Origin of the sequence: Kitasatospora sp. NPDC001540 (genome assembly GCF_042894345.1) — a bacterium.
Taxonomy (GTDB): Bacteria; Actinomycetota; Actinomycetes; order Streptomycetales; family Streptomycetaceae; genus Kitasatospora; species Kitasatospora phosalacinea_C.
In genome coordinates this window covers 1-6715 of sequence record NZ_JBIAVO010000079.1, presented here as the reverse complement: position 1 = coordinate 6715, position 6715 = coordinate 1, and the positions used below count along the sequence as shown (strand labels likewise).

Here is a 6715-nt window from a genome sequence, read left to right as displayed (position 1 = left end):
AGATCCCCGGCCCATTCCCCCATTGCCACGAAACGAGTCTGGCCCCACCGCTCACACAGCGGGGCCAGAACCCAACATCTTCATCAGACTTCTAGACGTCGTCGTGCCTGCACCGGCGCTGTGCCCGGGCTGCGACAAGCCGCTGCCGCCGCGCGCCGCGACCGGCCGGCCCATCGCGTACCACGACTCCACCTGCCGAAGCCGGGCCTGGCGCCGCCGCGCACGCGAAGAAGAGCAGGCCACAGCCAACGATTGCCTTCTGGCCCGGGCGGCGTTCGACACGCTCGCAGCCCGCATCACGGAGCAGGCGTCCCACCTGGCCGAGGCCCTGCACGCCCTGCGGCGTCCGGGCGGGCCTGCGGCGGCCGACCTCGACTCCGCCCGCCAGGCGCTGCGCGAGGCCGTCGACGCACTCCTCGACCATGCCGACCGCCAGGCGGCAGAGGTGTGCAACGAAACTCCGGACAGCCCCCTAGTCGGGACATCGGCCGCCGCCGAGGCCACCCCGGCCGCCGCCGAACCGGCCGATCCGAAGTTCCATGACGGCAACGAAACCCCGACCGAACCCGCCCTCGTCGCGCCCGCGCCCGGTGTCCTGTCTCGATGAACATGGCGGAGTCTCGGTGAGCCTGGCCAGCAACAGACCACTCGTCTCGGTGAAGTTGGCGAAGCTGGCGGACAGCGGGCTCCGCGTCTGATCATCGTGGGGGCGTGACGGTTGCTCGGAGTGTTGCCGGTGGGGCGCCAGCGGTGGTGCGGGGGTTCGAGGTCGCGTACGTCGACCGGGACGGTGGGGAACACCGCATGACGCTGGCCGACGCTGCCGGGGTGCGGTTCGAGGATGGACGGCCGGTTCGGTCGTTTCCCTCCTGGCGAGGGCAGCGCAACTATCCCGGACTGTGGTGGTCTTCGACGTCCGGCCGGCACGTCGGCTACGAGTCGTGGTTGGAGCGCGACCACGCGATGCTGCTGGACTTCGACCAGCAGGTCACCGGCTTCGCGTCGCAGCCGTTGTGGCTGTTCTGGCAGGAGAGCGGGAAGCGGAGGTCGCACGCGCCGGACTGGTTCGCCCGCCGCGCCGACGGCTCGGGGCTGGTGGTGGACTGCCGTCCGTTGGAGCGGATCAAGCCGCGGGACGCGGAGGCGTTCGCGGCGACGGAGCGGGCCTGCCGCGAGATCGGCTGGTCCTACCAGGTGGCTGGAGCCGTGGAGCCGGTCCTGTTGGCCAACATCCGGTGGCTGGCTGGCTATCGCCATCCCCGGCATGCCGTGAGCCGGTTCGTGGAGCCGCTTCTCGGCGTGTTCGTCCGGCCGACGCCGATCCGTCGGGCGGTGGAGCGGGTCGGCGATCCGATCGCGGTGCTGCCGGTGGTGTTCCACCTGCTGTGGTCCGGGGTGCTGGTCGCGGACTTGTCGGTGGTGCTCGGCGAGGCCGCGCTCGTCAGCGTGGCTGAGGAGCGCGGGCGGTGACGGCTCTGGCCCGGCCTGGTGTTCTGCGGCTGGGTGATCAGGTGCGATTCGACGGTGGAGAGCACACGGTGGTGGCGATCGAGGGTACGTCGGTGAGGCTGTTGGGCACGGACGGTGCCTCGCGGGTGGTGCTGCTGCCGTTCCTGCTGGCGGACGAGGACTTTGCCCTGCTGGCGGCGGCCGGGCCTCTGCCGGTCTTGGCACCGACAGGGCTGCTGGAGGCCGCGTCGGCCGAGGCGCTCGCGCAGGCACGGTTCTGGGAACGCCATGTCGTCGAGATCGAGACCGGCCTGCCGCCGGACTCGCCGCCCGGGGCGGTTCCGCGGCCGGGCTACGACCCGGCGACCACCACGCTGGCGGAGCGTCAGAGGACGAAGGCGGGGGAACTGGCGGCGGTCGGCCGGCCGGTCGGGGGACGCACGCTGCAGCGGCTCCGCAGCCGCTACCGCGAGCAGGGCCTGCTCGGCCTGGTCGACCTGCGGACGATGCGTTCCTCCTCGCCGACCGGGCGGACCGATCCGCGGGTGGTCGAGGCACTGCTCCGGGCGATCGGCGAGGAGACCGAGGTGTCGACCGGCACCCGGGCGAGGCTGATGCGCCGGGTCGAGCGGGCCTTGGCCGACGAGTACGGCGAGGAGGCGGTGCCGCTGCCGTCCCGGGCGGTGGTCTACCGCCTGGTCGACCGGCTCGCGACCGGGCGGCACACCTTCGGTGCGGCCACGACCCGTCGGCAGACCGCGAACCGGCCCGCGGGCCCGTTCACACCGAGCGCCGCGGCCCGGCCGGGAGAGCAGGTGCAGATCGACACCACGAAGCTGGACGTCCTGGTGGTCCTCGACGACGGAAGCACCGGACGCCCGGAGCTGACGATCGCCGTCGACATGGCGACGCGCACAATCTGCGCGGCGGTCCTGCGGCCGGAGAGCACCAAAGCGGTGGACGCCGCCCTGCTGCTGGCGCGGATGCTGGTGCCCGAGCCGATGCGCCCGACCTGGCCGCACGCACTGGCCGCATCGGCCTCCCTGCTGCCGCACGCCCGGCTCCTGCGGATCGATGCACGGTTCGCGCAGGCCGCGGCCAAGCCGGTGATCGTCCCGGAGACCATCACCACCGACCACGGGGCGGTCTACCTCTCGCGGACGTTCACCGATGCGTGCCGGCAGCTGGGCATCTCCGTCCAGCTCGCGCACCCGGGCACACCGACGGACAAGGGCGCGGTCGAGCGGACGTTCTCGTCGATCAACAGCCTGTTCTGCCAGCACGTCGCCAGCTACACCGGCCGGGATGTCAGCCGCCGGGGCACCGACCCGGCCCGCCGGGCGGCTTTCAGCCTGCCGGAGCTCGACGACCTCCTGCAGGAATGGGTGATCGCCGGCTGGCAGTTGCGCCCGCACGAGGCGCTGGCCCACCCCTTCCTGCCCCGCCGGTCGATGTCGCCGAACGACGCCTACGCGCTGCTGGTCGCATCGAGCGGCTACCTGCCGATGACCCTTGGCCCGACCGACTACATCGAGTTGCTGCCCGCGACCTGGCGGACCGTCAACGACTACGGGATCCGCATCGACAACCGCACCTACGACGCTCCCGAGCTCGTTCCCTACCGGCGCCAGCTGTCCGGGGTCAGCGCACAGCGGGGCCGCTGGGAAGTCCACTTCGACCCGCACGACGTCTCCCACGTCTTCGTCCGCGACCACCGCGCGGGCGGCTGGATCACCGCCGAGTGGACCCTGCGCAAGATGATCGCCCGGCCCTTCTCCGACAGCCTCTGGCGCCAGGCCCGCCGGACGGTCGCCGCCCGCGGCCACGACGACACGGACCAAGCGCAAGTCGCCCGCGCGCTGGACGACCTGCTGCAACGCGCGGGCCGCCGGCCGCCCCGGCCGCGGGCGGCGGTTCCCGAACCCCGCCTGCCGCAGGTCCGGCCCGCTGGGGCCTTGCCCGCGACCGGGGCCGACCACGTGGACGAGGCGGACGCGGACGACGCTCCGCTGGCCGAGGTGATCCCGTTCGGCATCTTCGACCCGTTCAGCGAGGAGGACTACCGGTGAGCACCGAGCAGGACATCGCGCCCGGCCGGCCCGCCCTGACGACCAAGGAGGGGTGGGCCAGGTTCGTCGACTACCTCCCCGCCACGGTCACGCTGCTTCGGCCCAAGGAACTGGCGGCCCTCAACGAGGTCGAGCGGGCGCTCTACGACGAGGCACGGATCGAGCACCACACCGAGGTCCTGGTCGCGAAGACCCCCACGATGATGGAGATCATCCGCACCGGCCGCGAACTGACCATGCTCAACCGGCGGCAGGTCTCCGCCCGGCGCGGGCTGATCGTCACCGGCGAGCCCGGAACCGGCAAGACCACCGCGATCACCCAACTCGGCAAGGCCCACGAACAGCACGTCCGACGCCGCCTGCCGGCCGGAGCGGGCCCCCGGATGCCCGTGGTCTACGTGACGGTGCCGCCCGCCGCGACCCCGAAGATGCTCGCGATGGAGTTCGCCCGCTTCCTCGGCATCCCCCTGGTCGGCAGCCAGAACCAGGCCCAGATCACGAACGCCGTCTGCGAGGTCCTGGCCGAACTGGGCTGCGAGCTGGTGCTGGTGGACGAGATCCACAACCTCAACCTCACCACCCGGGCCGGAGCGGAGGCTTCCGACCAGTTGAAGTACCTGTCCGAGCGCATCACCGCGACGTTCGTCTACGCCGGCATCGACGTCGAGCAGGCCGGCCTGTTCACCGGGACCCGGGGCAAGCAGATCGCCGGACGCTTCGTGAGCGTGGCAGCCAAGCCGTTCACGACCGCCACCGCAGCCCACAAGGCCCAGTGGCAGCAACTGCTGGCCACCATGGAGCAGTCGTTGCGGCTGCACCGGCACCGGCCCGGCACCCTCGTCGGCCAGTCCGACCTCCTGCACCACCGCACCTCCGGCATGATCGGCAGCCTCGCGCACCTGGTGCGGGCCGCCGCGGTCAGGGCCATCCTCTCCGGCACCGAGCGGATCACCGTCCCGATCCTGGAAGACATCCCACTCGACACCGCCGCGGAAGCGAGTGCCCCACGTCGACGGACGGCCAGAACCGCCGGGACCCGCCAGCGCAAGGCCGCCGGATGAGCGAAACGCGAAACGCCCACCAGGCCCCGGCCCGCTCGCTGCCGATCTCCATCCGCCCCTGGGGAGGCGAGTCGCTGACCTCGTTCGTCCAACGCCTCGCCACTGCCAACCGCACCCGGGACACAATCCTCTGGAAGACCATCGCCAGACCGGAATCCTCGTCCCTGGGCAGGCACCTGGAGTTCTTCGAAGCCCTGCTCAACCCACCAGCCGCAGAACGCTTGGCCGTGATCAGCGGCCTGCCCCTGGGGCGACTGTCAGCGGCACTGCCGGCCCTGGGCTGGACCCGCCAGCACGCGCCGGACCTCATGGAGAAGAAGACCCCAGCCGTCCGGTTCCAGGCCGCCATGGGCTACACCCGCCGGGCATGCCCCCACTGCGCGATCCGACGCAACACCGCCCCGCCCCGCCTCCACCTGCCCATCACCCGGGTCATCTGCACCCGCCACCAGCACTGGCAGAGCGTCACCATCAGCGGATCGTGGACGAACGCGAACCAACGGCAGACGTTCCCGCCGCCGGTCGACCTGAGCCCCATCGCCGGCATGGCCGCCGCTCAAAGACGACTGGCCCAGATCCTCCGCCGCTACGGCCCCGACGTTCTGGTCATGAGCGTTCGCGACGCCCGCTCGATCGCCGAGAAGTGGACCACAGACCGATGGGCGGAACCAGCGATGGTGCAACGCTGGCAGACACGCGCACACAAACTGGACTGGCCCGCTGAGGCGGAGACGATCACGCAGAACAGCGAGGCCGCCGCGATCGTCTCGCACCCTGAAGTCGCGACCCTGGCAGCCTTCCTGGCGCCCATGACCGTCGCCCCGACTGAGTTCTTCTACGCGGAGAACAAGGAGCAGATCCGCGCGCTGGTCGACCGGACGAGAGCAGCACTCGGGCTGACACCCCTCGCAGCCGCCGCTTGCCAGTGGCCATGCAGTGCCCCCCGCAGGCCAGCTGATGCGATCTGGAACCACATCGACCAGGTCCGACAGTCGCGCGGGCGTCACCGATGGCGCCACCTAAGAAGTGCCATGATCCCTGAGCTCGGCATCCCCGATCCGTCTCACCAAACCTGGCAATCTGCAGCTCGACACAGCCGCGTCCGCCATGATCAGTGAGACCGGACAGCCGACGTCGCGCGCCGACGCCGAAGCCGCAGTGCTGCGCGCGGCGGCCGCCGACCCGCGCCTGCGCCATGGCGCCCCCGACCGGATCGACGACCTGGCAGTGACCTTCGGCGACGGCTGGGCGCTGGGCACCTGGTCCGACCCGGCGGCCGCGGACGTGCAACTCCTGCTGCACCAGGACGCGCCGGTGGGCTGGGCAGTGCTCCTCCCGAAGGGATCCTGGGGCCGCGAGGACCGAGGCGGGTACGCCGCCGTCCTGTACCGCTCCGACCGGCCGGAAGAGGGCGAACTCGTCCTGGGCGACCTCGGCCGGCCCAGGGTGAGCGGCCACGTGCACGAAGCCCTGGAGCACATCAGATGGGCCCAGGCCGCCCGTACCGACCGGAGCACGGCCACGACGAGCACCGTGTCACCCGGGCAGCGCCCGGGCAGCCGGCTCCGCGGCCTGGTCGACCAGCGCCTCGCCCAGCAGGCCCAAAGCTCTCCCACCGTCCCGGCCGCCGTGCTGCCGCAACCCGAAATGGCTGTGCCCCGGCATCCGCTCACCCGCGGCGCCCCCGCCACCCCCGAAGTCCGGCGGCAGCTCCCGCTTCAGCACTTCGGCGACTGGTGGCGCCTGGAGGGCTGGCTGGCGCACCCCGACGTGTGGCTGGTCACCGATGAAGGCCGCGAAGTCGGCTGGGTCGAGCGAGACCTGCCAGGACTGACCGGCCGGTGGGTAGCCGTTTACGACCAGTGCTTCGTCGTGGACGCTGCCACCGAGGATGTCCTCCACTTCGACACCCCCGAGGACGCCGCCTACATCGTCCAGCAGGCCTACCTCCAGCAGGTTTAGGCCTGGCCGACTACGGGCGCCGCAACGGCGGCGGACCGGTTCGATCCGCCCGCTCCCGCTCAGGAGCAGGTGGACTGCTCTAGGCCGTGTCTCATAATTGATCTTGTGGTGGGTCGTGGAGAGATAACGGATGCTGCGTGGGCTCGGATTGAGCCGTTGCTGCCGCAGCAAGAT

Annotated in this window: 6 protein-coding genes; all 6 read left to right on the top strand. The window is 71.4% G+C overall.

Going from position 1 to position 6715, the window contains the following annotated elements; all coding sequences use genetic code 11:
• Nucleotides 1-607 (top strand): hypothetical protein (locus ACFY00_RS37925; RefSeq protein WP_388038787.1); only part of this gene is annotated, 607 nt, incomplete at its 5' end.
• A 197-nt stretch (nt 608-804) separates the two neighbouring features.
• Nucleotides 805-1470: a TnsA-like heteromeric transposase endonuclease subunit gene (locus ACFY00_RS37920; RefSeq protein ID WP_388038784.1), complete on the top strand. Its 666-nt coding sequence runs from the start codon at nt 805-807 to the stop codon at nt 1468-1470.
• Between the two features lie 92 nt (nt 1471-1562).
• On the top strand, nt 1563-3518 hold the full coding sequence (locus ACFY00_RS37915; RefSeq protein ID WP_388038781.1) for a Mu transposase C-terminal domain-containing protein: 1956 nt from the start codon (nt 1563-1565) through the stop codon (nt 3516-3518).
• Nucleotides 3515-4579: an AAA family ATPase gene (locus ACFY00_RS37910; protein WP_388038779.1), complete on the top strand. Its 1065-nt coding sequence runs from the start codon at nt 3515-3517 to the stop codon at nt 4577-4579. Before ACFY00_RS37915 ends, ACFY00_RS37910 begins: the two co-directional genes overlap by 4 nt.
• A complete protein-coding gene (locus ACFY00_RS37905; protein ID WP_388038776.1) occupies nt 4576-5697 on the top strand; it encodes a TniQ family protein in 1122 nt (373 codons plus the stop codon). Before ACFY00_RS37910 ends, ACFY00_RS37905 begins: the two co-directional genes overlap by 4 nt.
• Nucleotides 5687-6541, top strand: a complete 855-nt coding sequence (locus ACFY00_RS37900) for a hypothetical protein (RefSeq protein ID WP_388038774.1) — start codon at nt 5687-5689, stop codon at nt 6539-6541. Before ACFY00_RS37905 ends, ACFY00_RS37900 begins: the two co-directional genes overlap by 11 nt.
• The last annotated feature ends 174 nt before the right edge of the window (nt 6542-6715 follow it).

Coding starts and splice junctions, on each gene's coding strand:
- ACFY00_RS37920 (WP_388038784.1), top strand. CDS start 805: ATGACGCTGGCCGACGCTGCCGGGGTGCGGTTCGAGGATGGACGGCCG.
- ACFY00_RS37905 (WP_388038776.1), top strand. CDS start 4,576: ATGAGCGAAACGCGAAACGCCCACCAGGCCCCGGCCCGCTCGCTGCCG.
- ACFY00_RS37900 (WP_388038774.1), top strand. CDS start 5,687: ATGATCAGTGAGACCGGACAGCCGACGTCGCGCGCCGACGCCGAAGCC.